The 23226-nt window shown below is 62.8% G+C and carries 22 protein-coding genes; 7 read left to right on the forward strand and 15 right to left on the reverse strand.

The window, feature by feature from the left end; translation table 11 throughout:
• Positions 1-347: 347 nt before the first annotated feature.
• The 10 genes from ABEA58_RS06430 to dksA all read right to left on the reverse strand — a co-directional run bounded on the left by ABEA58_RS06430 (position 348) and on the right by dksA (position 11785).
• Positions 348-1142, reverse strand: a complete 795-nt coding sequence (locus tag ABEA58_RS06430) for an acyl-CoA thioesterase (RefSeq protein ID WP_345549894.1) — start codon at positions 1140-1142, stop codon at positions 348-350.
• Between the two features lie 76 nt (positions 1143-1218).
• Complete coding sequence (panB, locus tag ABEA58_RS06435; protein ID WP_345549895.1) at positions 1219-2034, reverse strand: 3-methyl-2-oxobutanoate hydroxymethyltransferase; 816 nt, start codon at positions 2032-2034, stop codon at positions 1219-1221.
• A 5-nt stretch (positions 2035-2039) separates the two neighbouring features.
• The gene (locus tag ABEA58_RS06440) at positions 2040-2726 is read right to left on the reverse strand and encodes a deoxynucleoside kinase (protein ID WP_345549896.1); all 687 of its coding nucleotides are present in this window, start codon (positions 2724-2726) and stop codon (positions 2040-2042) included.
• Positions 2727-2838: 112 nt separating this feature from the next.
• A complete protein-coding gene (gene folK / locus ABEA58_RS06445) occupies positions 2839-3321 on the reverse strand; it encodes a 2-amino-4-hydroxy-6-hydroxymethyldihydropteridine diphosphokinase (protein ID WP_345549898.1) in 483 nt (160 codons plus the stop codon).
• 5 nt (positions 3322-3326) lie between these two features.
• Positions 3327-4673, reverse strand: coding sequence for a polynucleotide adenylyltransferase PcnB (gene pcnB / locus ABEA58_RS06450; protein WP_345549900.1), 1347 nt, complete (start codon positions 4671-4673; stop codon positions 3327-3329).
• Positions 4674-5599: 926 nt separating this feature from the next.
• Positions 5600-6988: a sigma-54-dependent transcriptional regulator gene (locus ABEA58_RS06455; RefSeq protein ID WP_345549902.1), complete on the reverse strand. Its 1389-nt coding sequence runs from the start codon at positions 6986-6988 to the stop codon at positions 5600-5602.
• A gap of 135 nt (positions 6989-7123) precedes the next feature.
• Positions 7124-10087, reverse strand: a complete 2964-nt coding sequence (locus ABEA58_RS06460) for an ATP-binding protein (RefSeq protein ID WP_345549904.1) — start codon at positions 10085-10087, stop codon at positions 7124-7126.
• A complete protein-coding gene (locus tag ABEA58_RS06465) occupies positions 10077-10253 on the reverse strand; it encodes a hypothetical protein (RefSeq protein ID WP_345549905.1) in 177 nt (58 codons plus the stop codon). The genes ABEA58_RS06460 and ABEA58_RS06465 overlap by 11 nt, the downstream gene beginning before the upstream one ends.
• 122 nt (positions 10254-10375) lie before the next feature.
• The gene (gene gluQRS / locus ABEA58_RS06470; RefSeq protein ID WP_345549907.1) at positions 10376-11263 is read right to left on the reverse strand and encodes a tRNA glutamyl-Q(34) synthetase GluQRS; all 888 of its coding nucleotides are present in this window, start codon (positions 11261-11263) and stop codon (positions 10376-10378) included.
• Between the two features lie 84 nt (positions 11264-11347).
• A complete protein-coding gene (gene dksA / locus ABEA58_RS06475; protein WP_345549909.1) occupies positions 11348-11785 on the reverse strand; it encodes an RNA polymerase-binding protein DksA in 438 nt (145 codons plus the stop codon).
• 289 nt (positions 11786-12074) lie between these two features.
• Here dksA and sfsA point away from each other — a divergent pair, with 289 nt between their 5' ends.
• Positions 12075-12782, forward strand: coding sequence for a DNA/RNA nuclease SfsA (gene sfsA, locus ABEA58_RS06480; protein ID WP_345549911.1), 708 nt, complete (start codon positions 12075-12077; stop codon positions 12780-12782).
• A gap of 17 nt (positions 12783-12799) precedes the next feature.
• Here the strand turns inward: sfsA and ABEA58_RS06485 are convergent, their stop codons facing one another.
• The 4 genes from ABEA58_RS06485 to ABEA58_RS06500 all read right to left on the reverse strand — a co-directional run bounded on the left by ABEA58_RS06485 (position 12800) and on the right by ABEA58_RS06500 (position 15732).
• Positions 12800-13144, reverse strand: coding sequence for a Rieske (2Fe-2S) protein (locus ABEA58_RS06485; RefSeq protein WP_345549913.1), 345 nt, complete (start codon positions 13142-13144; stop codon positions 12800-12802).
• Between the two features lie 62 nt (positions 13145-13206).
• Positions 13207-14277, reverse strand: a complete 1071-nt coding sequence (locus ABEA58_RS06490; protein ID WP_425563520.1) for a S1C family serine protease — start codon at positions 14275-14277, stop codon at positions 13207-13209.
• A 149-nt stretch (positions 14278-14426) separates the two neighbouring features.
• A complete protein-coding gene (htpX, locus tag ABEA58_RS06495) occupies positions 14427-15311 on the reverse strand; it encodes a protease HtpX (protein ID WP_345549916.1) in 885 nt (294 codons plus the stop codon).
• 106 nt (positions 15312-15417) lie between these two features.
• Positions 15418-15732, reverse strand: a complete 315-nt coding sequence (locus ABEA58_RS06500; protein WP_345549918.1) for a TfoX/Sxy family protein — start codon at positions 15730-15732, stop codon at positions 15418-15420.
• 270 nt (positions 15733-16002) lie between these two features.
• Here ABEA58_RS06500 and ABEA58_RS06505 point away from each other — a divergent pair, with 270 nt between their 5' ends.
• The 3 genes from ABEA58_RS06505 (at position 16003) to ABEA58_RS06515 (ending at position 18349) form a co-directional block, all read left to right on the forward strand.
• On the forward strand, positions 16003-16713 hold the full coding sequence (locus ABEA58_RS06505; protein ID WP_345549920.1) for a M15 family metallopeptidase: 711 nt from the start codon (positions 16003-16005) through the stop codon (positions 16711-16713).
• Positions 16714-16785: 72 nt separating this feature from the next.
• The gene (gene cysE, locus ABEA58_RS06510; protein WP_345549922.1) at positions 16786-17571 is read left to right on the forward strand and encodes a serine O-acetyltransferase; all 786 of its coding nucleotides are present in this window, start codon (positions 16786-16788) and stop codon (positions 17569-17571) included.
• A 187-nt stretch (positions 17572-17758) separates the two neighbouring features.
• Positions 17759-18349 carry a hypothetical protein gene (locus tag ABEA58_RS06515; protein WP_345549924.1) on the forward strand — a complete coding sequence of 197 codons (591 nt, stop codon included), beginning with the start codon at positions 17759-17761 and terminating at the stop codon, positions 18347-18349.
• Positions 18350-18428: 79 nt separating this feature from the next.
• Here the strand turns inward: ABEA58_RS06515 and ppa are convergent, their stop codons facing one another.
• Positions 18429-18965 (reverse strand): inorganic diphosphatase, encoded by a 537-nt coding sequence (gene ppa, locus ABEA58_RS06520; RefSeq protein WP_345549926.1) that lies wholly within the window; start codon positions 18963-18965, stop codon positions 18429-18431.
• A 245-nt stretch (positions 18966-19210) separates the two neighbouring features.
• Here ppa and ABEA58_RS06525 point away from each other — a divergent pair, with 245 nt between their 5' ends.
• From ABEA58_RS06525 to ABEA58_RS06535, 3 genes are read left to right on the forward strand one after another with little or no spacing between them, the layout of a single operon-like run.
• Positions 19211-20584 carry a glutamine synthetase family protein gene (locus ABEA58_RS06525; protein WP_345549928.1) on the forward strand — a complete coding sequence of 458 codons (1374 nt, stop codon included), beginning with the start codon at positions 19211-19213 and terminating at the stop codon, positions 20582-20584.
• A 20-nt stretch (positions 20585-20604) separates the two neighbouring features.
• Positions 20605-21993: an aldehyde dehydrogenase family protein gene (locus tag ABEA58_RS06530; RefSeq protein ID WP_345549929.1), complete on the forward strand. Its 1389-nt coding sequence runs from the start codon at positions 20605-20607 to the stop codon at positions 21991-21993.
• Positions 21994-22006: 13 nt separating this feature from the next.
• Positions 22007-23182 (forward strand): iron-containing alcohol dehydrogenase, encoded by a 1176-nt coding sequence (locus ABEA58_RS06535; RefSeq protein WP_345549931.1) that lies wholly within the window; start codon positions 22007-22009, stop codon positions 23180-23182.
• Positions 23183-23226 lie beyond the last annotated feature (44 nt).

Raw genomic sequence — 23226 nt, forward strand, 5'->3', positions numbered from 1 at the left:
TGCTGAGCTCACATCCAAATCCGTCACCACATCCTCATCCTCATCCTCATCCACATCCGCATCTATAGCCACTTAGCCCCACACCACCACGTCGGCAAAGCATTCAAGAGCAATGCACCCTACAGGATGGTGGGTGCTGTGACGCCGGCGAATGATGGCCAGGGATGTGGGACTGGGATGTGGGACTGGGATGTGGGACTGGGATGTGGGACTGGGATGTGGGACTGGGATGTGGGCTTGACAGGCGCTTACCTTGCGGGTGGGTGGTTGCGGTGGCGTAAATGGCTTATCGCACCAGCCGGGAGGCAAAAAAGCGGGTCTGCGCAGTGGTGGCTGGAAGAGGCCAATTAGCCGAATACGGTCACCGTCTGCCGGGTAAAGGCGCACAGGCGCCCGTCACTGTCCCACAGTCTGGCGGCGATCACGCCGTAACCGTCTGCGGTCTGCTCCACCTCTGCCAGATACTGCCACCAGTCGGTGGCCGGTTTTGCCGGCAGGGGTTCGATCAATTCCACAGTCCAGGTGAGTGAGCTGGCCGGTGCCGGCTTTGTCAGCATGGGCAGCAGCGCCGGCGGCCAGGCATCGATGAGGGCCAGCAGGTGTCCCACGCACGCGGGTGCTTGACTGGCCTCTTGATGCCGGAAGCGTACCCAGCCGCCCAGCTCGCGCTTTTGGCTGCCGCTAAACAGCATGGCGCCGCGGGCGATCCGATAGTCAAAGTGGCTGGTAAATTCAGGAGCAAGCCCCGGAACCTCCGGCATGCAGCCGCACTGGTTCGGCGCTGGAAAGGTGGGGGCCTTTGCCGTGCTCAGGTGAAGGGAGGATTCACGACTTCTGCCAAAGCTGGCCAGGGCCGCGAGGACGGGCTGGCCGTTTTGCAGCGCGCGACCCTCGACCTGGGTGACCGAGCGCCCCGCGCGCAACACTGCGGTTTGGGCTTCCAGGTCGCCGGGTTCCGCCGGGGCGATAAACGAAAAGGTGATGGAGCGCAGGCTCGCTTCACTGTCGACACGGCCAGCCATGGGTTCGTGCAGCATTGCCGCCACCAGTCCACCGAAGGTGGCGCGGCCCTGGGCCCAGCCTTGCGGGATATGGCGGACGCCATCGGTGCGCCAGTCCGCTATGAGTCGATCGAATTCCATGGGCTATCTCGGTCTCGGTCTCGTTATCCGCCACGCTTTCTGCTCTGCTATCAGGCTTGGATGCGGCAGCGCTGGCTCAGGAAAAAGTGTGGCTGTCTTCCGGAAACACACCGTTTTTCACATCGGCGGCGTATTTGTGCAGCGCGCCGGGTATATCACCCGCTTCCACGAGGAAGTTCTTGGAAAACTTCGGCGGCTTTTCGGTCAGGCCGAGAATGTCGTTGATTACCAGCACCTGGGCATCGGTGTCGCGCCCGGCGCCGATGCCGATGGTGGGCATGGAGACGGTATCGGTGATGCGTTTGGCCAGCGCCGCCGGCACACACTCCAGCACCAGCAGATCGGCACCGGCCTCGTCCAGTTCCGCTGCGTCATTCAGGATCTGACCTGCGCTGTCCTCATCGCGCCCCTGTACACGGAAGCCGCCCAGCTTGTGCACGGACTGCGGTGTCAGGCCCAGGTGGGCACAGACGGGGATGCCGCGGTCGGTGAGGATCTTGACGGTTTCCGCCAGCCAGGCGCCGCCCTCGATTTTCACCATATGCGCGCCCGCCTGCATGATGCGAGTGGCGTTGGTGAGCGCCTGCTCCGGCGTGGCGTAGGTCATGAACGGCATGTCACCCATAATCAGCGACTTTTTGTTACCGCGGGCCACCGCTTCCACGTGATAAATCATCTGCTCCATGGTGACCGGGATGGTGCTGTCGTAGCCGAGTACGGTCATGCCGAGGGAGTCGCCCACCAGTACCACTTCTACACCGGTGCGCTGCGCCATGGCGGCCATGGGTGCGTCATAGAGTGCGACGGTAATGAACTTCTCACCATCGGTTTTCATTTTGCGCAGTGTCTGCACGGTGATGGGCTTGCTGAGTGCGCTTGGGGTGTACGGCATGGCGATCAGTTTCCGGGGTTGTAATAGTGGCGGCCGCTGTTGATGGTGAGCATATACTCCACCAGCTGCCGGTAATCCTCGGGACGCTCGACTATATCGATGTCCTCGCTATTAACGATCAGCAAGGGCGCCTGATCGTAGTAGTGAAAGAAGTTGGTATAGGCTTCGTTCAGCAATGCCAGGTATTCGCTGCTGATGGTTTTTTCGGCGGCAATGCCGCGGTTGCGGATGCGTTCCTGCAGGACATTGAGCGGTGCCTGCAGGTAGATAACCAGGTCCGGTTTGGGAGCCTGCAGGGTCAGGTGATGATAAACCTGCTTGTAGAGGGCCAGTTCATCGGCATCCAGTGTGACCTGGGCAAACAGCTGATCTTTTTCGATCAGGAAGTCTGAGACCCGAACCGGTTTGAATAGGTCATCCTGGCGCAATGCCTGGATCTGCTGGGAGCGTTGCAGAAGAAAGTGCAGCTGCGTCGGCAGCGCGGCGCTTCTGGGGTCGCGGTAGAACCGCTCCAGGAAAGGGTTGTCTTCCGGCAATTCCAGTAGGGTGTCGTAGTTGAACGTGGCCGCAAGCTTTTTCGCCAGGGTGGTTTTGCCGACGCCGATATTGCCTTCAACGGCAATAAAACGCGGCAGTTCCCGGCCGTTGAGATTCAGTTCCTGTAGCAGTGTTTCGTGGTGTTCCGATGACACTGGCAACTACTCCTTGATGTAATCGTGACCCCTGTGGACCCCGGCGGTTTGAGATGGCTGGGGCCTAGATATGTATTTATTACTGATGATACCCGCGGGCGATGCGCGTGGTTTAGTTCAGTCGCTCGAGGCGGCTTTGCGGACAGCGCCGCAACAGTTCCCGGATCGGCTCGCCACCGGGCAGCTTGAGATCCGGCGCCAGCTCGGCCAGTGGTACCAGCACAAAATTGCGCTCGCCGATACGCGGGTGTGGGATCTGTAAGCTGTCAGAGTCGACGGTTTCGCGGCCGAACAGCAGAATGTCCAGATCCAGAGTACGGGCCCCCCAGCGCATCAGGCGCTTCCTGCCGTGCCGGTCTTCAATCCCCTGCAGGGCTTCCAGCAGGGCCGTTGCCGACAGTGCGGACTCAAGTTCGGCCACTGCGTTGATGTAATCCGGCTGCTCGCCGGGGCCGACCGGTGCGCTGCGGTAGAAACCGGAGCATCGCAACAGTTGGGTCTGCGGAATTGCTGCCATCTCGGCAAGGGCACTGCGGAGTTGCTGCTCCGGTTGTTGCAGATTGCTGCCCAGGCCGATAAAGACTCCCCCGGTCAAGCGTGTTACTCCGGCTTGGGGCCACGGCGCCGGCGCCCGCGCGAGCTGCGACCGCGTCTTCCGCCGCCACTGCGCTGCACCTTGCGCGCCATTTCCGCGCGGCCATCTTCGTCGGCCTCCTGGAAATCGGTCCACCACTGCCCCAGGCCCGGCTCCACTTCACCGCTGGCTTCGCGCAGCAGCAGGAAGTCGTAGGCGGCCCGGAAGCGGGGGTGCTCGCTCAGGCGCTGCGCGCGGTTGCCGCTGCGCTGCGGGAGCCGCAGTTGCAGATCCCAGATTTCTCTCATGGGGATGGAGAAGCGCTTGGGAATGGCCGTATGCGCAAGCTGCGCGCCCACCACCTTCTGGGCGGCCTGGGCCAGCGCGGGTACCGGCGGCATGCCCTTGTCCTGCAGTGCCTGCTGCTCTGCGCGCACTGCGGGCCACAGCAGTGCTCCGTACAGGAAGGCGGGGGTGACGCGCTTGTCTTCGCGGATACGCAGATCGGTATTACGCAAGGCGAGCCGCGTCAGTTCAACAGATGCCGGGGCCTCAAGGGTTGCGGCATTGTCTGGAAACAGGTGCTCCCACAGGTGGTACTGGCGGAGCAGCTCGAAGGTGCGCTCGCCATACCCGGACATCAGCAGTTTGAGTATCTCGTCGAACAGCCGCGCCGGGGCGATGTTGCGAAGCAGCGGGGCCAGTTCCCGCAGCGGCTGGGCGGTGTTCTTTTCAATCTGGAAGTCCAGTTTGGCGGCAAACCGCACGGCCCTGAGCATGCGCACCGGGTCTTCTTTGTAGCGGGTGGCCGGGTCGCCGATCATGCGGATCAGGCGCTCGCGGATATCCCGCACCCCGCCGGTGTAGTCGTGAACCTCGAAGCCTTTGGTGGTGTAGTAGAGGGCATTGACAGTGAAGTCGCGTCTGGCGGCGTCACTGGCCAGGTCGCCATAGACGTTGTCCCGCAGCAGCATGCCATGCTCGGACTGCTGCGCCTCGTGCTCTTCGCCATCACTGTGGTGTCCGCGAAAAGTGGTGACTTCGATGATCTCCCGGCCGATGCGGGCGTGGAGGATGCGGAAGCGGCGGCCGACGATGCGGGCGCCGCGGAAGAGCTGTTTGGCCTCTTCTGGGGTGGCATCCGTGGCGACATCGAAGTCTTTCGGGTGCCCACCGAGCATCAGGTCGCGGACACCGCCGCCGACGATATAGGCCTGGAAGCCCGCATCCTGCAGCCGCTTCATCACCGTGAGGGCGGCGCGGCTGATTTCCTTGCGGGATATGTTGTGGTCACCGCGCGGCACAATGGTTGGGCCGTTGGTTTCTGCCGGCTTGCGCCAGCGTTTGATGGTACTGATCAGGGAGTTAAGCATACGGCTGTCTGTGTTGGCTGCTGCCAGCGGGAGGTATTGTAGAGTTCCCAGTAAGGGGCGGATTCTACCACAGCTGTGAAAGGAGTCAGATTTAGACAGCGATCAGGGGGGGCGAGAGGAAAAGAAAGAGGAAAGGGAGGGAATTATTGTTATTTGTACGAAGTCAGCGGCTTCCTTGCGCTCTCAATTTGCTTCGAGCAAACACCCTCTCCCAGGTATAAAACAGTCAGTTTGTAACGCGCTTGTTGTTCTTGTTGTCTTCTTGCTCTTATTGTTATTTTTTATTGTTATTGGTTTTCTCGGCGTGATCCCTGTTTGCTTTTATTCTCGATCACGCCGTCATTTTTATTTTTATTGTGATTCGCCCGCTTATTGTTAAATGTTATTAGGGCTTAGGTTGCCATTTATTTTTATTCTTGGCTGTTCTTCTTGTTTGCACTAGAGATAAAGCACTTAGCGTGCCAACTTTTAAAAATCCTTTAAAAACAAGCGGTTATAAAAGTCAAGAATTGTAAGGCGTCAAACGGCGGGGCCTGTGCGTTACGGATAGCGCGCTAGTTGTTACTCGCGGAGAGCCTCGGGTAACACTTTGGCTGCTCTTCGGCAGGTGACAGGAGGTAACAAGCGGTAACAGGCGCAAACAGAGAGTGCATAGGGGTGGATAGGTCTGGGCAGTTAAGGCAGTTAAGGCGGGCAATGTGGGCAAGTTGGCGTGCTTTCGCTGAACGAGGCTCTCTTTTGCCATCTGCTATGGGCGCTCACTCTCTATAAGTTCTTGTTCTGCTTAAGTAGGCCCCTGCCTTGGAGCGGACCCCTTTTCGGGGGCAAGAGGCAGCTGCTGGCAGCCGGCAGCAAGGTGGGCAGGGAAAAATAAGAGTGTTGCCAGGAGAGGCGGCCGCCAGCAGTGATTGCTGATGGCCGCAAGGTCAGGCCTCGGCTGCGGAGCGGCCCTTCTTCTTGCGTGGAATGCCCAGTTTCTGCCGGCGCTCCCACAGGCATTTGCGGCTGACACCGAGTTTCTTGGCCAGCTCGGTCTCGCTCATGGTTTCCTGGTGCTCCAGCACGAAGCGGGCGAAATAGTCTTCCAGCGAGAGGTCTTCACCGGGGTCGGTGTGCAGGCTGCGCGGGCGCCGCTGGGGTTCGCTGTCGTCTATGGGTACCAGGTCCAGATCGATATCCAGGGTGTCGTGGTCGATCTCGGTGCAGTCATCTTCGGTGAGAATGACCGCCCGTTGGATGGCATTTTCCAGTTCGCGCACGTTGCCGGGCCAGGTATAGGTGGTCACCGCCTGGATGGCTTCCGGCGACAGCTTCAGGGTCGGGCGCTCCACGCGGGCACAGAATTTTTCCAGCAGGTTTTCGGCGATGGACAGCACGTCCTTGCCGCGTTCGCGCAGCGGTGGCAGCGTCATCTGCACCACATTGATGCGGTAGTAGAGGTCCTCGCGAAACTTGTGCTCGCTGGCCAGTTGGCGCAGGTTGCGGTGGGTCGCCGCCACCAGGCGCACATCCACCTTGCGTGATTCCACCGCCCCAATAGGGCGCACTTCGCCTTCCTGCAGTACCCGGAGAAGGCGCGCCTGCGCTTCCAGTGGCAGCTCGCCGATTTCATCGAGAAACAAGGTGCCGCCATCGGCGGCGGCGACCAGTCCTTCGCGGGCGGTCTGGGCGCCGGTGAAGGCGCCTTTTTCGTGTCCGAACAGTTCGGCTTCAATCAGGGTTTCGGGAATGGCGGCGCAGTTGACCGAGATCAGCGGTTTGCCGTTGCGGCGGCTCTGCTCGTGTATGGCGCGGGCCACCAGCTCTTTCCCGGTGCCGGTCTCGCCATGGACCAGCACTGTGGCATCGGTGGGGGCGACTTTGTTGATACGGGCGAACAGGTCCTGCATGACCGGGCTGTTGCCTATCATGCCGGTAATGGCCTTGCCGCGGTTGCGCGGGCTGGGTGCCTGCGCGCGGCTCTGTTCGGCTTTGCCGATCACACGGCGCACCGTGGCGATCATCTCGTCGTGATCGAACGGCTTGGCGATATAGTCGGCGGCGCCCATGCGCATGGAGTCCACCGCCGAGCGCAGACTGGCATAACTGGTCATGATCAATACCGGTACGTCTCCCGCCAGCTTCAGCAGGTCGGTGCCCGGCGCGCCGGGGAGGCGCAGGTCGGAGATGATCAGGTCGACTTCGCTGAGGCGATATTTACTGGTCGCCTCGCGCACAGAGCCAGCCTCGCTGACCCGGTAGCGGTGCCGCTCGAGCAGCTTGCGCAGCGCTGTGCGGATAATGGCTTCATCTTCGACGATCAGGATGTGGCTCATGTGTTACGCCTGGTTACAAAACGCTCAACGAGCGCCTAGTTTTACCTGCTGGGCGTTTCGATGCAACCCGTCAGGCTGGCGGCAAAGCCTGCCCAGTGTCACCGAAACTCTCGCAAGTCCGCATTTGGCGGCTGTCTAATCCAATCCCAGTGGCAGTTGCACCACGAACCTGGCACCGCGGCCGGTCGCGGGGTTGGCCGGGCTCACCAGCTCCAACTGGCCGTCATGCTCTTCCACAATGCTGTACACCATGGCGAGACCCAGGCCGGTGCCCTCGCCGGGCTCCTTGGTGGTGAAAAAGGGTTCGAGGATGCGCTCGCGGTCTTTAGGCGGTATGCCCGGGCCGTCGTCGGTCACCGCGACACAGGCACAGCCGGCGTGCCGGTAGCCTTCGATGCGGATGTCGCCGCCGTCGGGGCTGGCATCGCGGGCGTTGCTGAGCAGATTGATGAACACCTGGATCAGGCGCTGGCTGTCTCCCGGGGCGATCAGCTCTGCCGGGACGGCGTTGGTGAAGGTGACCTGGGTCTTGTCCCGCTGCAGGGACAGCAGCTGTACCGCCTCCTCGACACAGGAGTGCAGGTCCACCGGGGCTTTTTCGCTGTCCTGGCTGCCGCTGTGGGAGAAGTTCACCAGCGAGTGCACGATGCGACTGATGCGCTGGGTCTGGCTGAGTATCTGGTCTGCGGTTTCATGCACCTCGGCGGAGTCGGACTCAAAATGCAGGTTCTGCGCCAGGCAGGCGATGCCGGTGACCGGGTTGCCCACCTCGTGTGCGACCCCCGCTGCCAGCCGCCCGACGGAAGCGAGGCGCTCGCTGTGAATCAGCTCCTGTTCGAGAATCTGGGTCTCGGTGATGTCCTCGATCAGCAGCATCTGCCCATCGCCGCGCTGCCCCCGGTCAAGACCGCTGCGGGTGCTCTTCATGCGCGTCTTGTGCAGGTTCAGCCAGTGGCTGTCGCCTTCCAGGTTCACCTGACGTTTGAACAGGCTGTCTTCCTCGGTGTTGGCAAATTCCGTCAGCAGTCCGCGCCAGGGTTCCGACAGGTAGTCGAGCTTGGAGCCGATCACCTCGCTGGCGGCGATGTCGGTGAGGTCCTGCATGGCGTAGTTCCACAGCAGGATTTCCCCGTCGCGGCCGAGGGAGCAGGCGGCCATCGGCAGCTCTTCGAGCATCTGCCGGTGGTAGAGGCGCAGGTTGTTCAGTTCCGCCGCCAGACCGGTGAGCTGGTTCTTATAGCGGCTGAGGCGCGACTCGATCAGGTGGATATCCTTGTGCGCCGGCTGGCCGCTGTCCTTGAAGGGGAAGTGGCGGTCGATGATCTGGCCTGCCAGCACGCGCCCGAGCAGCCCCGACAGGTTGGCCTCCAGCTTGTCCCGCAGCCGCCGCAGGGCCAGCGGGCGCCGCTCGTCCGCGGGCAGATTCAGCTGGCGCAGAGCCCGGCTCACTTCCTGATTGGCGGTGGTCGCACCGAGGCTTTCCGCCAGGCGCAGGCGGAAGTCCGCCGCCGAGGTGACATCCAGTTGCAGGCGCAAAGCCTGGCTGAGGCTGTCGTCGCTGCAGAGGTCGGCCGCGTACTGTTCGAGACTGCTGGCCTTGCTGGAGAGGGATATGGCGACGAATAGCAGGATATTGACCGCGAGCGACAGGGTGGTGACCTGGGTCCAGATGGTCATTCCCAGCGGTATCTGCAGGCTGGTACCGGGCAGGCTGACTCCGCTCCAGCCAAAAATGGATGGCAGCAGCAGGCCGGCCGCCCAGACCAGCATGCCGGCCACCAGCCCGGCAATAAATCCGCGCTGGTTGCCCTGCGGCCAGTGGATAACGGCGAAGATGCCGGGCAGGAACTGCAGGGAGGCGATAAACGTCAGCAGCGCCAGGTCGGACAGGGAAAGACGGTTGTTGAGCAGCAGGTAAAAAGCGAAGCCGGCAATAAACAGGGCCGCAACCAATGCGCGGCGCAGCCACACCAGCTGCCGGTACATATTGTCTTCCGAGTGAAAGCGGGTGCCGGGCAGCAGCCAGTGGTTCATCACCATGGTGGACAGCGCCAGGGTGATCATCACCAGTGCGCCGGTAGCGGCGGACAGGCCGCCGACAAAGGCGATGGTGGTGAGCAGCGCGGAACCGCTGGCGCGGGGCACGGCCAGGGCAAAATACTGCACCGGCTCGGCCACATCCAGCGCAAAGCCGGCCCACATGATCGGGAAGATGGGTAGCGCCATCAGCAGCAGGAACAGGGGAAACCCCCAGCTGGCGACCCGCAGATTGCTGGACGCGGGCTGGTCGGCGATGCTCAGGTAGAAAATATGCGGCATCGCCACCGCGGTGGCGATAAATACCAGCAGCAGCGTGTGTGAAGAGCCCTGCTGGATCGGAGCGTACAGCAGCTGCTGCATCTCGGGGTTTTCGCCCAGCCACTGGTCGAGACCGTCGAAGCCGCCAAACACCCCGTAAATCGCATAGCCGCCCACCGCCAGCAGAGCCACCAGCTTAACCACCGATTCCAGGGCCATGGCGCTGGCCAGTCCCGCCTGGCGCTTGCGGGTCGCGCCGTACATGCTGGTGAATACCGCCAGCAGCACGCAGTAAAAGAAGGCGATCAGGTTTTTGCTGTTGATGCCGGCCTCGGGCAGGCCGAGCGCGGCGACGCTGTCGCGGGACAGCAGCGCCAGGGTTTCCGCTACGGCCTGTATCTGCAGGGCGATCAGCGGCAGCAAGCCGAGCAGCATAAACAGGGTGGCGAGGGCGCCGGCCTGACGGCTGTGATAGCGGAACACCAGCAGGTCCGCGGGTGATTTCAGCTGGTAGCGCTGCGCCAGTCGCGCCAGCGGCTCCAGTGCCACCGGGGCGAACAGGAACATGGCCCCGGTGCCCAGGTAATAGGCCAGTACGCCATAACCATACTGCCAGGCCAGGTCGACGATGCCGTAAAAAGTCCAGGCGGACAGGGAAACCCCCAGCGACAGCACGAACACCAGCGGGTGTCGCACCCAGCGGGACGGCAGCCAGCCCTTGGAAGTGGCAAAGGCGACGAAGAACAGGGCGGCGATATAGGCGACGCCGATCAGGGCGATATGGGCGATCTCAAAGCTCATCGTTCTTCCGCCGCATCTGCACAACGACCGCCAACAGGATCAGCACCAGCCAGAGGATAAAAGGCCGATACCAGGCCCCGGCCGGATTGATCATCCAGGTGAAAACCGTGGGGGAGAACACATAGCCCACCAGTACCAGCAGAATCAGAAGGGTGCGGTTGCTCATAGGGTCACTCGCGGCCCGGTCGGAATGCGCCGCGCAGAAGGGCGCTGGCGAAACAGATCGAGGTGAAGGTCGCGCCAGTCGACGGTGGTCTCCGGCGCCGAGATGTTAACGGCCGGGCCGGATCACTGCAATTGCCGGTCACGCCGATCCACCTGCCGGCGCTGCCAGCGGGCGACGGCCCAGTGCAGGATGGCGGCGGGGGACTCGCCGGCAAGCGCCGCTGGCGGGTGGTAGCCGAGAAAACCCAGCGCGCGGCACAGGTTCTCCGCCGGCCGCCGGTCGTCGATGGCCGGAGCGTGGTTCTGCTTGCTGAGTTTCTGCCCGGCGGGGCCCATCACCAGCGGCAGGTGCCCGAAGATCGGTGGCTCTGCGCCGAGCAGGCGGAACAGGCGCTGCTGGGCGCCGGTGGTCGAGAGCAGGTCGGCACCGCGAACCACATGGGTGATACCCTGGTCGATATCGTCCACCACCACCGCCAGCTGGTAAGCGTAGAGGCCGTCGCGGCGCTTGAGGATGGTGTCTTCGCGGATCTGTTGTCGCTGCCTGCCCTGCCAGATATCGTCGAAGGTCTCTTCCCCGCCGGCACAGCGCAGGCGCAGTGCGCTGGCTTTGTGCCTATCGAGTTTTTTCCCTGTGGCGCCGGCACAGGTGGCGCTGTCGTGGCCACCCTGCTGGCGAATCTGCGCCCGCGAGCACTGGCAGGGGAACAGCAGCTCCCGTGCCGCGAGTGCGCTCAGGGTCTTTTCATACAGGTCGTGTCGGCGGCTTTGCCAGACCACCGGGCTGTGGGGGTGCAGGCCGTGCAGTTCGAGGGTTTTGACAATGCGAGCGGCCGCGCCGGGCTCTTCTCGCGGCGGGTCCAGGTCTTCCATGCGCACCAGCCAGTGTCCGCCATGGGCGACGGCATCGAGATAGCTGCCGAGCGCGCACACGAGTGAGCCGAAGTGCAGTGGTCCGGTTGGGGAGGGGGCGAATCTGCCGATGTAGGTAGTGGGGTTGTGCGGGGTCATGGGCGATACGGGGGATCGCACCGGGGAGTCGCAGCGGGCGACTTTCTCATTACCATCGCCCGCTGCCTTCGACTCCCTGCGGGATTAGCCGGAGATCTGCTTTTCCTTGATTTCCGCCAGGGTCTTGCAGTCCACGCACAAAGTGGCGGTGGGGCGCGCTTCCAGGCGGCGAATACCGATTTCGACACCACAAGCTTCGCAGTAGCCGTAATCGTCTTGGTCGATCAGTTCGAGAGTGGCGTCGATCTTCTTGATCAGCTTGCGCTCGCGGTCGCGGGTACGCAGTTCCAGGCTGAACTCCTCTTCCTGGCTGGCGCGGTCCGCCGGATCGGGGAAGTTGGCTGCCTCGTCCTTCATATGGGAAACGGTGCGGTCCACTTCCGCCATCAGCTCGCCTTTCCAGGCCAGCAGCAGCTTGCGGAAGTGCTCCTGCTGCTTCTCATTCATGTACTCTTCGCCCTTCGTCTCCTTGTAGGGCTCCAAGCCGTGCAGAGATTCGGTGCTCGCAGCAGTTTTCGGCATAGTCGTTGCCTCTCTTTACTTATTGGGCCCCGCAATATGGGGCCGCTACCACCAAAATCAACGTGTGCCGTGCAAACCATGTTGTTCAGCACACTAGCCTAGACCGGATTTCTCCGGTGCGACGCACTTTATGACCGGCGCTGGCCCGGTCGGCGCGGCAGGCAATTCCTTTCCCGACGCAAAACCCCCTGGCAGTCGGGAGCAAGGAACCTACCAAATCTCTGCAGTTCGCGCCACAAAATGTTGTCTGGTATGTTCTGGCGCTCCAATTATCCGCAAAGGTGGCTCCGTGAAGTTTAATCCTCCACTGCAGCAGGGCATCCTGCTGCGCCGGTACAAAAGGTTTCTTGCCGATATTGAAACTGCGGACGGCCAGTTAATCACCATTCACTGCCCCAATACCGGTTCCATGAAGAATTGCTGGGCGGAATCCACACCCTGCTGGTACTCGGACTCGGGGAACCCGAAAAGAAAATACCGCCATACCCTGGAGGTGACCACCACCCCTGAATCTGCCCTGGCCGGCGTGAATACCGGCCGCGCCAATGCCCTGGTAGAGGAGGCCATCGCCGGCGGCATCGTTACCGAGCTGCAGGGCTATGAAACCGTGCGGCGGGAAGTGCGCTATGGCGAGGAGAACAGCCGTATCGACCTGCTGTTAAGTGGCGCGCCCGGCGACTGCTACGTGGAAGTCAAAAACGTCACGCTTGCAGAGGGCGGGCGGGGACTGTTCCCGGATGCAGTCAGCACCCGGGGCGCCAAGCACTTGCGGGAGCTGCAGAAGCTGGCCGAGAGCGGCGTGCGCGCCGTGCTGTTTTATTGCGTGCAGCACTCGGCAATCGAGACCGTGGAGGCGGCCCGCGAAATCGATCCGGCCTATGCCATGGCGCTGGACAGCGCGCTGGCGGCGGGGGTTGAGGTGCTGGCGTACCGTGCCGCCATCAGCGCGGGCGAAATCCGTCTGCAGCGGGCGCTGCCGTTTCGCAGCGGTTCCTGAATCCGCCGCTGCGGTCGTTATTCGGCCAGCAGCACGTACAGGCCCTCAGGGCTGTGTTCGATGGGCACCGGAGTCAGTGCATCGCCGGCGCAGGGTCCGGCAATGCACTCACCGGATTCGATCAGGAACAGCGCGCCGTGGGAGGCGCACTGGATCAGGGCGCCATCCGGGTCGAGGAATTGATTCTCCTGCCAGTCCAGGTTGATCCCGCGGTGCGGGCAGGAGTTCTTGTAGGCGTAGACCTCGCCGTCTTTCATCACCGCGAATACATTGTCGCTGCCCGCCGCGGTGTCGCCGAGGCAGAAGCCCCTGGACTGCCCCTCGGCCAGTTCGTCATATCGGCAAAGAAAATACTTTTGCATGGCGGTATTTGCTCGGCAATCGTTGTCACGGGGCGCCGCATTTGCCTATTCGCGGCGCGCTTTTATTTTGGGGCGGCGAGTGTAATGGAAGTCTCCCGGGTTTGCCCGTCGCGCACAAAGCTGAGGCTGACCTCGTCCCCCGCGCGATGGTTTTCCAGCGCGTTGAGCAGGTCGTCATGGTTGCGCACGGCCTGGCGGTCGATGCCGACAATCACATCCCCCAGCTGCCAGCCGCCATTGGGCGCGCGGTGAATGCCCCGCAGCCCGGCCTGTTCCGCCGGCATGCCCGGCGCGGTGCGCAGCACCGCGACACCCTCGAAGCCGTAATGGCTGGCCCACTGATCCGGCGCCGACTCGATGCCGAGCACCGGCCGCACCAGGCGGCCATGGGCGATCAGTTCCGGCACGATCTTCTTCACCGTATCCACCGGAATGGCGAAGCCGATACCGACACTGGCGCCACTGGGGCTGTAGATGGCGGTGTTGACGCCGATCAGCCGCCCGCGGCTGTCCAGCAGTGGGCCGCCGGAGTTGCCCGGATTGATGGCGGCGTCGGTCTGGATGACGTTGCGGATGGTGCGGTTATTGGCGGCCTCGATCTCGCGCCCCAGCGCGCTGACCACTCCGGTGGTGAGGGTGGTGTCGAGGCCAAAGGGGTTGCCAATGGCGAGTACCTTGCGCCCCACCGCCAGATTGCGGGAAGAGCCTGTGACCAGTGGCTTGAGCAGTTCCCGCGGCGCGTCGATACGCAGAACCGCGAGGTCCTTTTCCGGCGCGGTACCCACCAGCAGAGCCGGCCACTCGCTGCGATCCTGCAGGGTGATCGTGACCTTGCGCGCCCCTTCGATCACATGAAAGTTTGTGACCACATGCCCCTTGTCGTCCCAGATGAAGCCGCTGCCGGCGCCGCGAGGCACACTTTGCACCCGCAGGCTCCAGCGATCGCGCACCAGGGTTTCATTGGTGACATACACCACCGAGGGGCTGGCGAAGTTGAATACCTGAATGGTGTTGCGCTCATCGTCGGTGGAGAAGTCCGGCAATGCGGTGGCGTGAGCTCTGGCCGCAAGCGCCAGCAGCAGTATCAGGATGGCGGCGGGGTAATGGGGTAGCGGGATCTTGTATTGATTCATCATGGAACCGGTCAGCTTGCGGGACTGATTGCGCGGGCGCAGGCGCCCGCTGCCGGCCTGTGACGCCCGGGCGGGCGGGGCCCGCACCGGTGTCCGGGTCGCAGCCGGTGGGCTGCGACTGGGGTAGCCGCGGGGATAAGCCGCGAAGGTCAGCCGCGAAGATTCTGCAGCGCGAGGATGCGGTCTTCCAGCGGCGGATGGCTGGCCAGCAGTGCGCCCATGTTGCCATAGATGCCAAAGGCCTTCATGTTGCTGGGCAGCGGCTCTTCGCGACCCACCTCGGATTCCGCTTTGATCCGCGCCAGCGCTGCGGCCATGCCTTCACGGCTGGCGAGATGCGCGCCAGCGGCGTCGGCGCGGAACTCCCGCCGGCGGCTGAACCAGGCCACCACCATCATCGCCAGCACGCCAAAGATCATGTCCATGACGATGGAAGTAATGAAGTAGCCAATGCCGAGCCCCTGCTCGTTTTTCAGCAGCACCCGGTCGACGAAGAAGCCCACCAGGCGCGCAAAGAACATGACGAAGGTGTTGAGCACGCCCTGAATCAGCGCCAGAGTGACCATGTCACCGTTGGCCACGTGGCCGATCTCGTGGCCGATCACCGCCCGCGCCTCTTCCCGGGGGAAGCGTTGCAGCAGGCCGGCACTGACGGAAACCAGGGCGCTGTTGCGGTTCCAGCCGGTGGCGAAGGCGTTGGCCTGCGGCATGGGGAAAATACCCACATCGGGCATGCCGATGCCGGCTTTTTCCGACAGCTCGCGCACGGTGTCCACCAGCCACTTTTCGTCCGCGTTCTGGGGCTGGGTAATCACCTGCGTGCGGGTGCTCATGCGGGCGATGGTCTTGGACATCAGCAGGGAAATCAGCGAGCCGCCGAAGCCAAAGATGGCGCACATCAGCAGCAGCGCGGGCAGGTTCAGGTCGACGCCGTTTTCCGCAAGGATGCCGGGAATCCCCAGCAGGTTGAACACAATACCAACCAGGACCAAGACCGCCAGGTTGGTTAATAGAAACAGGCCAATGCGCAGCATCTGCACTCTCCGTTAGGTGTCTTATCAGACAGTGTAGATAGGTCCGCCGGGACAGGTTTCAAGTCCCCAGGGCAAGTCTGCGCGAAAGGCTGGAGGGGTTTTCCGGCTAGCGCCGCTCCATGGCCGGGCGTTCCATGCTGGGCTTTTCCATGGCGGACAGGTGGCGATCGGCCTCGTCGACCAGGCGCGCCTTGAGGTCCGGGTCCAGATCGTTCCAGTGCACATCCAGCAGGGCGCCCTGGAGGGCGTACAGAAGGACACGGGAGGCATTGATACCGCGGCTGCGGATACTGATGAAGGCGTCGACAGGGCCAACCCGGTACAGGTCATCGCGGGAGCGGATGCCTACCGAGTGGAGAATATTGACGGAGGCGAGACCAAGGTTCTTGAGTTGCAGCAGCTCTGACTGACTCGGGTGCATACGTGATATCCCTATCCTGATTCCACTGGCAACCGGTTACACGGTTTCCCGGCCACATCCTGCGCGCGGGAACTCAACATAGCATACATGATAGCGGGGCTAAAACTTGGCCGTTTTCGCAAGTAATGTATAACCCTGCTGACAGTGTGGGTTTGCTTGCGGTCCGCTTCCGGGGCGCCACGGCAGGTGATTTGTTACAGTAGGCCGTGTTAAGTCTGTGTATTTTGAGAATAGATTCTGCCGCAGTGCTGGCAAGCCCGGAGACCGCTGATGTTGACCGCACCCATCGAGCGCATGCTGTTCGGACTCGGCGATGACCACGTGATTCTGGAGCCGCGTTCAGGTCAGCTGCTGCACCCGGAGGCGCTGGTGGCTTTTCAGCAGCTCTGCGCCGATGCGCGCGATGCCGGTTTCGATCCGCTGGTGGTGTCGGGGTTTCGCGGTTTCGATCGCCAGCGGGTTATCTGGAATCGCAAGGCGCGCGGTGAACGCCCTGTGCTCGACAGCGCCGGCGCGCCTTTGGATATTGCCCGGCTCACACCGCCGCAGCTGGTTTTTGCCATCCTGCGCTGGTCGGCGCTGCCGGGCGCTTCCCGGCACCACTGGGGCACGGATTTCGATGTGGTGGATGCCGCCGCCATGCCGGATAATTACCAGGTGCAGCTGACGCCGCAGGAGGTGTGCCAGGGCGGTATCTTCTCGGCCTTCCACGAGTGGCTGGATCAGCGCATCGCCGCCGCAGAAAGCTACGGGCTGTTTCGCCCCTATGCCGAGGATCGCGGCGGCATCGCGCCGGAACGCTGGCACCTGAGCTATGCGCCGGCCGCGCGCGAACTGCAGGGGCTGCTCAGTGCGGATCGGCTGGCGGAGCGGGTCCGCTGCAGCGAGCTGGCGCTGGGGGAGACGGTCATCGAGCATATGGGGGCGGTCTTCGAGCGCTTTGTCGAGGTGCCGGAAGCGTTTTATCCGCCACAGTCTTAGTCCACCACAGAAAGCATAAAGCGAGGATCGCTTATCAACAGCGAGATTGAACGGCGGGATATCTGGAATGCCATGCGCGCCGAGGCCAGTGCCGCGGCCGCCGGTGAGCCGGTGCTGGCCAGCTATTTCCACAACACCATCCTGCGTCACAAGACCTTGAACGATGCGCTCGCCTATCACCTGGCCTCGGTGCTCGAACACAACGCCCTGACGGCGACGTCTTTGCAGGAGGTGATTGCGGAAGGGCTGTCAGAAGACGGCGCAATCGGGCGCTGCATGCAGGCGGATATCTGTGCCTGGTTCGACCGCGACCCGGCCTGCGACCAGTACATTACGCCGTTTCTCTACTTCAAGGGGTTCCATGCGCTGCAGTCGCACCGTATCGCCCACTGGCTCTGGCGGCAGGGCCGGCGCACCCTGGCGCTGTACTTCCAGAGCCGGGTGTCGGAGCAGTTCGCCGTGGACATTCATCCGGCGTCCCGTTTCGGCTGCGGTATCATGATCGACCACGCCACCGGCCTGGTGGTGGGCGAAACCTGTGTGGTGGAAGACGATGTCTCCATCCTGCACTCGGTGACGTTGGGCGGCAGTGGCAGTGGCGGAGGTGATCGCCATCCGAAAATTGGCCGCGGCGTCATGATTGGTGCCGGCGCCAAAATTCTGGGGCCGGTGCGTGTCGGTGAGGGAGTCAAAGTGGCCGCGGGCAGTCTGGTGCTGTCGGATGTCCCGGAGCACACTACCGTGGCCGGGGTGCCGGCCCGCCAGGTGGGGGGGCTTACCGCCGCCGCGCCCGCCTACACCATGGACCAGACTCTGGATGCATCCGAGGCGGACGGGGGCAGCGATCGCAACCCTTGACTCCCGGGGCAGGCTCTGCGGGAAAACAGGCCAGCCTTTGGGGTAGGCCTTTTTGATGAGGCTTTGGGGTAAGCCTTCTGATAAACCGCGTCAGGCGGGACAAAACAAGATACGCGCGCTCCGCAATAAAGGAGCGATAAGCGCGAAAACAATAAGATGCCCAGTGGAGGCAGAGGAGAGAAACACCATGTCGGAGCTTCGCTACAGTGTGATTTTTCGCGGTGATCTGGAACCCGGTTATGCCGCTGACGATGTGCGGGCCAACCTGGGCCGCCTGTTCAAGGCGGGGCCGGAGACGATCGACAAGCTGTTCAGTGGCCGCCCGCTGGCGATCAAGAAAAACCTGCCGGAAGCGCAGGCCCGCCAGCTGCAGGCGACACTGGCCAAGCTGGGCGCCCAGTCTTCCCTGAAAGCCGAGGGCGAGCAGCCCCCGGCGGCGCCGAAACCGGCGGCACCCGCGCCGCGGTCTGAGCCGGAGTCCGTGTCGCAGCCAGAACCCCGTCCCGCGCCACCCGCGCCACCCGCACCACCCGCACCGGCCCAGTCCCAGCCGATACAGCCGGCGCAAGGTGTGGCCGAAGCGGGTGGCCCGCACTGGTCTATCGCGCCGATGGAGGGCAATCTGATCAAGGAGCATGAACGGGAGCACAAAGAGGCGGTGCAGGTGGCGGTGGATCACCTGAGTGTGAAGCCCCAGCAGGGTAACCTTCTGGATGACTCCGAGCGGCAGCGTGAACCGGTCGCCCAGGTGAAAGTGCCGGACTGGCAGTTTGATTGAATGCCGAGACGGCAAGCCATGCGACCCATAAAAAAACCGGCCACTGGCCGGTTTTTTTATGCTCGGCTGATGTGCTCGATCAGCCTTCTTCCTTCAGGTAGCGCTCGCGGGAAGCCATGACTTCCTTGCGCGCGGCTTCGGCGTCGGCCCAGCCATCTACCTTGACCCACTTGCCCGCTTCCAGGGCTTTGTAGTTCTCGAAGTAATGCTCGATCTGCTTGATCAGCAGCTCCGGCAGGTCGCTGATTTCCTGCACGTGGTCGTACAGCTTGGTCAGCTTGGTGTGCGGTACCGCCAGCAGCTTGGCATCCACGCCGGATTCGTCGGTCATGTTCAGCACGCCGACAACGCGGGAGCGGATCACGGAACCAACCATGACCGGGTAGGGCGCCACTACCAGCACGTCCAGGGGGTCACCGTCTTCAGACAGGGTCTGCGGCACGTAACCGTAGTTGGCCGGATAGAACATGGGGGTGGCGACGAAACGGTCCACGAATACCGCGTCGGAATCCTTGTCCACTTCGTACTTGATCGGGTCGTGGTTGGCCGGGATTTCGATAATCACGTTGATGTCGTTGGGCAGGTCCTTTCCTGCAGGGATCTTGTCGAAGCTCATGGCTGGTCCTGGAATGAAGGGTGGTCGAAATTTTGGAGCGCGGATTATAAACCCTGCGCAGCCCCGCGCAAAGTCACGCCACTGCAGTGGTTCCCTCCCTCAAAGCGCAGTTTTGGCGGGGCTTTGTTGCCATTTGTTGTCTTTTGTCGCCTTTTGCCGGTTTGGGATGCCTCTGCGCTCATGGCAGCGGGGAGTCGCGTCTATGCTGTAACGGGTCGATAACAACACAAGAGGCTGCGACGGTCATGCTCGACCCGCGAACCATTCGCACCGCCAGTGAGGCCCGCGCCATTGTCGATGAGCGCAATCTGACCCACGTCAAGGTGGGTCTGTTTGACAACGACGGGGTCATGCGCGGCAAGTACATGAGCCGCGAGAAGTTTTTCTCCTCCCTGGAGCCCGGTTTCTCCTTCTGCGATGTGGTGCTGGGCTGGGATGTGAAAGACCAGCTCTACGACAATGCCCAGTACACCGGCTGGCACACCGGTTATCCCGATGCGCCGGTGCGCATTTTGCCGGAGACCTGCCGCGAGATTCCTTTTGAAGGGAATATGCTGCTGTTTCTGGCGGAGTTTGACCTGCAGACAGAGTCGGTCTGCCCGCGGGCGACCCTGCGCCGGGTGATAGAGCGCTGCCAGAGCGCCGGTTATGAACCCTTCGGCGCGCTGGAATATGAATTCTTCCTGTTCGACGAGACCCCCGAGAGCGCGCGGGAAAAATGTTTTCGCAACCTCAAGCCCTTCACGCCGGACTGGTTCGGCTACTCGATGATCCGCAACTCCGTCCACGCCGAACTTTACCGGCAGATCCTCGATCTGGGCGAGCGCATGGATTTCCCCATCGAGGGACTGCATACCGAAACCGGCCCGGGAGTGCTGGAGGCGGCGATTGCGGTGGATGGCGCGGCGGCCGCCGCCGATAAGGCGGCGCTGTTTAAAACCTTTATCAAGGTACTGGCGCAGCGCAACGACCTGATGGCGACATTTATGGCCAAGTGGTGCGGGGATTACCCCGGCCAGAGCGGGCATATCCACCTGTCATTGCGCGAGCGGGATAGCGGTCATTCCGCCTTTTTCGACCGCCGGCATCCGCAGAATATGAGCCCGGTACAGCGCAACTTTGTCGCCGGGCAGCAGCGCCTGATGCCGGAATTTCTCGCCATGATGGCGCCCACGGTCAACAGCTATCGCCGCCTGGTGCCCGGATTCTGGGCGCCCACGGACGCCACCTGGGGCATTGAAAACCGCACCGCGGCGCTGCGGGTGATTCCCGGCAGCGACAAGTCCCAGCGCGTGGAGTATCGCCTCGGTGCGGCGGATGCCAACCCGTATCTGGCCCTGGCGGCGGCACTCGGTTCCGGACTCTACGGCGTGTTGCAGCAGTGGGAACCTTCGGAGCCGGTTGCCGGCAACGCCTACGCGCTGGAACAGCCCGGGGAGGCCGCGCTGCCTCGCACCCTGTGGGATTCCGCCCAGCGGCTGCGCGGGTCCGATGCGGCGCGGGAGCTGTTCGGGGGCGCCTTTGTCGATCACTTCGCCGCCAGCCGCGAATGGGAGGAGCGGGAGTACCGCCGCCATGTAAGCGACTGGGAACTGGATCGCTATTTCGAGATTATCTGATCAACTTCGGGACTTCTTGTATGAGCACATTGCAATGCCTGTCGCCGGTGGACGGTTCACTGTATGTGGAGCGGCCCCTGGCCTCGCAGACGGAAATCCGCAAGGCGCTGGATAGCGCCCTGCGCGCCCAGTCGTTGTGGAAAAATACGCCGCTGGACGAGCGGGTGTCGCTGGTGCGCAAGGCCGTGGCAATCTTTACCAGTCACCGGGATGAGCTCGGACCCGAACTCACCTGGATGATGGGGCGGCCGGTGCGCTTCGTCGGTGGCGAGATCCAAGGCTTTGCCGAGCGCGCTCATTTTATGGCGGAGATCGCCGAAGCGGCATTGGCGGATATCCACGTGGCAGAGAAGGAAGGCTTCGAGCGTTTTATTCGCCGTGAACCGCTGGGTATTTCTCTGGTGATCGCGCCGTGGAATTACCCCTACCTCACCGCAGTGAATGCGGTGGTGCCCGCATTGCTGGCCGGCAACGCGGTGCTGCTCAAGCCCTCGGCCCAGACCCCGCTGTGTGCCGAACGCATCGCAGAGGCGTTTACCGAGGCGGGACTGCCCAGAGGGGTACTCCAGTATCTGCATTTGAGTCACGGCAATACCGAGCGGCTGATCAGCGCCCCGGAAGTCGACCATGTTGCCTTTACCGGCTCTGTGCCCGGCGGCGCCATGGTGGAGCGGGCGGCCGTGGGGCAGTTTAAACATATCGGCCTCGAACTGGGCGGCAAGGACCCGGCCTATATTCGCGAAGATGCGGACCTTGAGGCTTCCGTGGCCAGCGTGATCGATGGGGCCTTTTTTAATTCCGGGCAGTCCTGTTGTGCGATCGAGCGGCTGTATGTGCATGAGAGCCGCTTCGATGATTTTCTGCGCCTGGCGGTGCCCCTGATCAATGAATACCGTCTCGGTCGCCCCGACGACCCGGAGACCACACTGGGCCCACTGGTGCGCACGGCCGCAGCGGACTTTGTGCGCGGTCAGGTGGACGAGGCGCTCTCCGCCGGCGCCCGCGCCCATATCGACCCGCTCGCCTTTCCCGCAGACCGACCCGGCACCCCTTACCTGGCGCCGCAACTGCTGACCGAGGTCAACCATGAGATGCGGGTCATGCGGGAGGAATCCTTCGGCCCGGTGCTGGGGGTGCAGCCGGTGCGCGATGATGAGGAGGCGATTGCCCTCATGAACGACAGTGCCTTCGGCCTCACCGCAGCCATATACAGCGACGATATCGAGGCCGCCAGCACCATTGGCGACCGCCTGCAGACCGGCACCGTGTTCCTGAACCGCTGCGATTACCTGGACCCGGCGCTGGCCTGGACCGGTGTCAAGAATTCCGGCCGCGGCTGCACGCTGTCGTCGGTGGGCTACGAACACCTGACCCGGCCCAAATCCTTCCACCTGAAGAAAAAGCCCTGAGCCACGGCAGACCATGGACACGCAGCGCTTTCACAACAACTGGAACTACCCGACGGCGATCCGCGTCGGGCCGGGCAGGATCGGCGAGCTGGCCGAGACCTGTGCGGCGCTTGGCATGCGCGCCCCACTGCTGGTGACAGACCCGGGTCTGGCAGATTTGCCAATGGTCGCGCGGGCCCTTGCGCTGTGCGCGCAAGGGGGCTTGCAGGCCGGGCTGTTCAGCAGTATCAAGGGCAACCCCAATGGCAAAAATGTTGCCGATGGTGTGGCGGCGCTGCGGGCGGGCGGGCACGATGGCGTGATTGCCATGGGGGGCGGCTCGGCGCTGGACGCGGGCAAGGCCATCGCCTTGATGGCGGGCCAGAGCCGCCCAATCTGGGACTTCGAAGACGTGGCCGACAACTTCAAGCGCGTCAATGCATCCGCCATGGTGCCGGTGGTCGCGCTGCCCACCACCGCGGGCACCGGCTCGGAAGTGGGGCGCTCCGCCGTGATTACCGATGAGGCGGCCCAGCTGAAGCGCATCATCTTTCACCCCAGGATGCTGCCGGCGGCGGTGATCCTGGACCCGCAACTGACCCTGGATTTACCCGCCGGCATCACCGCGGCCACCGGCATGGACGCGCTGTCACACAATCTCGAGGCCTTCTGCGCACCGGCGTTTCATCCAATGGCGGAGGGCATTGCGCTGGAGGGCATTCGGCTGGTGAAAGAATACCTGCCGAGGGCAGTGGCCGATGGCCGCGACCTGGAGGCGCGGCAGCAGATGCTGGTGGCCTCGAGCATGGGGGCCACCGCCTTCCAGCGCGGTCTGGGCGCCATGCATGCGCTGGCGCACCCCATCGGTGCCCTTTACGACAAGCACCACGGCACCATCAACGCGGTGCTGATGCCCTATGTGTTGCAGGCCAACCGCGCAGCGATTGGCGAACCCATGGCGCGTCTGGCCCGCTATCTGGATCTGCCCGGCGAAGGTTTTGCGGCGGTTATGCAGTGGGTGCTGGAGCTGCGGGAGATGATCGGCATTCCCAACACCCTGGAGGAAATCGGCATCGACAGCGCCCGCGCCGACCTGTTGGGGGAGTTGGCCGCTGCCGATCCCTCCGCCGGCAGCAACCCCATAGCCCTGAATGCGGCGGCCTACCGGGAGATATTCTGCCGTGCGTTCAGCGGAGCATTGAACCTGTAAGGTTTTCCTGCGTATAACTCACGAGAGGAAAAACCGAACAGGAG

It is taken from the genome of Microbulbifer aestuariivivens, assembly GCF_039545115.1.
GTDB lineage: Bacteria > Pseudomonadota > Gammaproteobacteria > Pseudomonadales > Cellvibrionaceae > Microbulbifer > Microbulbifer aestuariivivens.

Excerpts from the sequence above, each read along its gene's own strand:
- ABEA58_RS06430 (WP_345549894.1), bottom strand. The coding sequence starts at position 1,142 with ATGGAATTCGATCGACTCATAGCGGACTGGCGCACCGATGGCGTCCGC.
- panB (WP_345549895.1), bottom strand. The coding sequence starts at position 2,034 with ATGCCGTACACCCCAAGCGCACTCAGCAAGCCCATCACCGTGCAGACA.
- pcnB (WP_345549900.1), bottom strand. The coding sequence starts at position 4,673 with ATGCTTAACTCCCTGATCAGTACCATCAAACGCTGGCGCAAGCCGGCA.
- ABEA58_RS06455 (WP_345549902.1), bottom strand. The coding sequence starts at position 6,988 with ATGAGCCACATCCTGATCGTCGAAGATGAAGCCATTATCCGCACAGCG.
- ABEA58_RS06460 (WP_345549904.1), bottom strand. The coding sequence starts at position 10,087 with ATGAGCTTTGAGATCGCCCATATCGCCCTGATCGGCGTCGCCTATATC.
- ABEA58_RS06465 (WP_345549905.1), bottom strand. The coding sequence starts at position 10,253 with ATGAGCAACCGCACCCTTCTGATTCTGCTGGTACTGGTGGGCTATGTG.
- gluQRS (WP_345549907.1), bottom strand. The coding sequence starts at position 11,263 with ATGACCCCGCACAACCCCACTACCTACATCGGCAGATTCGCCCCCTCC.
- dksA (WP_345549909.1), bottom strand. The coding sequence starts at position 11,785 with ATGCCGAAAACTGCTGCGAGCACCGAATCTCTGCACGGCTTGGAGCCC.
- ABEA58_RS06485 (WP_345549913.1), bottom strand. The coding sequence starts at position 13,144 with ATGCAAAAGTATTTTCTTTGCCGATATGACGAACTGGCCGAGGGGCAG.
- ABEA58_RS06490 (WP_425563520.1), bottom strand. The coding sequence starts at position 14,277 with ATGAATCAATACAAGATCCCGCTACCCCATTACCCCGCCGCCATCCTG.
- htpX (WP_345549916.1), bottom strand. The coding sequence starts at position 15,311 with ATGCTGCGCATTGGCCTGTTTCTATTAACCAACCTGGCGGTCTTGGTC.
- ABEA58_RS06500 (WP_345549918.1), bottom strand. The coding sequence starts at position 15,732 with ATGCACCCGAGTCAGTCAGAGCTGCTGCAACTCAAGAACCTTGGTCTC.
- ABEA58_RS06505 (WP_345549920.1), top strand. The coding sequence starts at position 16,003 with ATGTTGACCGCACCCATCGAGCGCATGCTGTTCGGACTCGGCGATGAC.
- cysE (WP_345549922.1), top strand. The coding sequence starts at position 16,786 with ATGCGCGCCGAGGCCAGTGCCGCGGCCGCCGGTGAGCCGGTGCTGGCC.
- ABEA58_RS06515 (WP_345549924.1), top strand. The coding sequence starts at position 17,759 with ATGTCGGAGCTTCGCTACAGTGTGATTTTTCGCGGTGATCTGGAACCC.
- ppa (WP_345549926.1), bottom strand. The coding sequence starts at position 18,965 with ATGAGCTTCGACAAGATCCCTGCAGGAAAGGACCTGCCCAACGACATC.
- ABEA58_RS06525 (WP_345549928.1), top strand. The coding sequence starts at position 19,211 with ATGCTCGACCCGCGAACCATTCGCACCGCCAGTGAGGCCCGCGCCATT.
- ABEA58_RS06530 (WP_345549929.1), top strand. The coding sequence starts at position 20,605 with ATGAGCACATTGCAATGCCTGTCGCCGGTGGACGGTTCACTGTATGTG.
- ABEA58_RS06535 (WP_345549931.1), top strand. The coding sequence starts at position 22,007 with ATGGACACGCAGCGCTTTCACAACAACTGGAACTACCCGACGGCGATC.